Here is a 2580-nt window from a genome sequence, read left to right as displayed (position 1 = left end):
GCGCGGGCCACCGTCGCGGGCATCGTGCCACGCCTCAAACGCTTCCACGTGGCCGGGACGTTCGACGTTGGCATGTTCGAGTACGACCGCGGTGTGGCCCTGGTGCACATGGACGATGCGGCCACGGTCATGCGCGTCGCCGGCGGCGCCTCCGGAGTGCGGCTCCAGTTCCGCGACCTCATGGAGGCCCCCTGGCTGGCGCGGGAAATCGGCCACGATCTGGGGGTGGGCGGTTACCGGGTGCGCGACTGGACCCAGGAGCACGCGAGTTTCTTTCACGCCGTCCAGACCGAGAAGACGGTGATGTTCGTCATTCTCACGCTGATCATCGCGGTTGCGGCGTTTAATATCGTCTCCACGCTGGTCATGGTGGTCAACGACAAGCGCAGCGATATCGCCATATTGCGCACGCTGGGCGCAAGCCCCGCGAGCGTGATGGGCGTGTTCATGGTGCAGGGTGCCATTATCGGTGTGTTTGGCACGCTGCTTGGCGTCGCCGGCGGCGTCGCCCTGGCCCTGAACGTGGAGACCATCGTGCCCGCCATCGAGCAGGTGCTGGGGGTGGCTTTTCTGGCCCCCGATATCTACTGGCTGAGTGACCTGCCTTCGGATCTGCAACTGGACGATGTGCTCCGGATCGCGGGCGTGGCGTTGGTGCTATCGCTACTGGCAACGGTCTATCCGGCCTGGCGCGGTGCGCGAACGGAACCGGCTGAGGCGCTGCGCTATGAATGATCAATCAAATCAGGCTGTGGTGATCCAGTGCCGCGGGGTTGGCAAGGTCTTCCGGGAAGGCCCGAGGGACGTGCGTGTCCTGGACGATGTGACCCTCGTCATTGCCCAAAAGGAGCAATTGGCGATCGTGGGCCGCTCGGGGTCGGGCAAGAGCACCTTGCTGCAGATCCTGGGTGGGCTGGACCGGCCCACGGAAGGCGAGGTGGAGGTGCGCGGGCAGGCCGTCTATAAGCTGGGCGCGCGGGATCGCGGTCTATTGCGCAATCACGCGATTGGCTTCATCTACCAGTTTCACCACTTGTTGCCCGAGTTCACGGCGCTGGAGAATGTGGCCATGCCTTTATTGATCCGCAAGACGGCGCGACGCCAGGCGCGGGCGGAAGCAGCCCGCGTGCTGGAGCGGGTCGGCCTGGCGCACCGGGCGGAGCACAAGCCGGGCGAGCTCTCCGGTGGTGAGCGTCAGCGCACCGCCATTGCCAGGGCCCTGGTGACCCAGCCGGCGTGTGTGCTGGCCGACGAACCCACGGGGAACCTGGACCGGCACACCGCAGACGAGGTGTTCGCACTGCTGCGTGAGCTCAACCGGGATTTTGGCACCAGTCTCGTCATGGTGACGCACGACATGGATCTTGCCCGGCGAATGGAGCGCACCGTGACCATTGACGATGGCCGTCTGCACGAGGCGCCGGCGGTACCCGCTTGAGTCACCGCGGTGGCAGCCACATCAGCGCCGACTAAATCTCTTCCTGTTTTTGTTCCTGATGCTGTTGCTCGGACTGTTCCTGCTTTATGCGCGCCCGCTCGGCGCGTTTATCTTTTCTTATGCGCAGATGGCGGCGAATGTTCACGCGCCATATGAAATGAACGAGCCCGTAGCCAGCCAGGGCTGAAACGCTGCCGCAGACGACGCTGCCGAGAACCAGCGGCTGCCAGACGTTGACCAACTCGGTCCAGTACCACTCGAGGGTCGGCTCGAACGTGGCGGCGCTGACGCGCTCGCCCATCATGAGCTTGCCCAGGCGGTACTGGAAGTACAGCATGGGCCCCATGGTGAGCGGGTTGGAAATCCACACGGCGGCGACCGCCATGGGCAGGTTGATGCGCAAGATAATCGCCAGGGCCGCTGCCGGGACCATCTGGAAGGGCATGGGCATGAACGCCAGGAACAGGCCGATACCCGTGGCTCCAGAGACCGAGCGGCGGTTCAGGTGCCAGAGGTTTGGGTCGTGCAACAAGCGCCCGAACATGCGCAGCCTTTGGTGTCCGCGCACCGTTGTATGATCAGGCAAATAGCGTCGGAAGAATTTTCTCGGCACGGGGCCTACCGTCGGACTCGTCCATTTGCAACGATGATAACCTGAATGATGTGGTGCTGATCTAGCCTGCTCAGGCAAGTCGCGGACATGCGCTGCGGCGCAGCATCCGTATTAGGGACCGGAAAGGAGCTCATGGATGAGCCTGCCTGCACGCGCCTGTGGCGCATTCGCCGCTGGCGTGGTGAGCTTTCACTTCGGTAGCGCAATGCCGGATGCCGCGGGCTGGTGTCTGCTGCTCGCCGGCAGTGCGCTGCTGTTGCGCGGGCGGCGCTGGCTGCTCCTGGGCGCATTGTTCCTTGGCATGCTCTGGTCCGCCTGGCACGCCGCACAAGCCCTGGAGTTCCGGCTGGATCAGCGCATGACCGGTGAGGTCACCGTCGCCGTGGCCGGGCTCCCGATTCGCGACGGCAACCGCCTTACCTTCAATGCGCGCATCACCGGGCCCCCGGGGACATCCGGACCGCGGCGTGCGCGATTGCACTGGTATGGACCACCCCAACGCGTCGAGCCGGGGGAGCGCTGGCAGCTG

General features: G+C 64.7%; 4 protein-coding genes. 3 read left to right on the top strand and 1 reads right to left on the bottom strand.

What is annotated here, in order from left to right; all coding sequences use genetic code 11:
- On the top strand, nt 1–735 hold a 735-nt coding region (locus QZT63_RS19710), incomplete at its 5' end, for an FtsX-like permease family protein (protein WP_290653739.1).
- The gene (gene lolD, locus QZT63_RS19705; protein WP_290653737.1) at nt 728–1438 is read left to right on the top strand and encodes a lipoprotein-releasing ABC transporter ATP-binding protein LolD; all 711 of its coding nucleotides are present in this window, start codon (nt 728–730) and stop codon (nt 1436–1438) included. The genes QZT63_RS19710 and lolD, both read left to right, overlap by 8 nt.
- Nucleotides 1439–1469: 31 nt before the next feature.
- Here lolD and QZT63_RS19700 read toward each other — a convergent pair whose 3' ends face one another.
- The gene (locus tag QZT63_RS19700; protein ID WP_290653735.1) at nt 1470–1982 is read right to left on the bottom strand and encodes a DUF2062 domain-containing protein; all 513 of its coding nucleotides are present in this window, start codon (nt 1980–1982) and stop codon (nt 1470–1472) included.
- A gap of 205 nt (nt 1983–2187) precedes the next feature.
- Here QZT63_RS19700 and QZT63_RS19695 point away from each other — a divergent pair.
- A partial coding sequence (locus tag QZT63_RS19695) for a DUF4131 domain-containing protein (protein ID WP_290653733.1) occupies nt 2188–2580 on the top strand: 393 nt, incomplete at its 3' end.

It is taken from the genome of Aquisalimonas sp., from assembly GCF_007120195.1.
Lineage (GTDB): Bacteria > Pseudomonadota > Gammaproteobacteria > Nitrococcales > Aquisalimonadaceae > Aquisalimonas.
The sequence above is the reverse complement of the archived record's forward strand: the minus strand, read 5'-3'. Positions and strand labels throughout refer to the sequence as shown.

Bases quoted from the DNA above. Each gene is read 5' to 3' on its own strand.
- lolD (WP_290653737.1), top strand. From the start codon at position 728: ATGAATGATCAATCAAATCAGGCTGTGGTGATCCAGTGCCGCGGGGTT.
- QZT63_RS19700 (WP_290653735.1), bottom strand. From the start codon at position 1,982: ATGTTCGGGCGCTTGTTGCACGACCCAAACCTCTGGCACCTGAACCGC.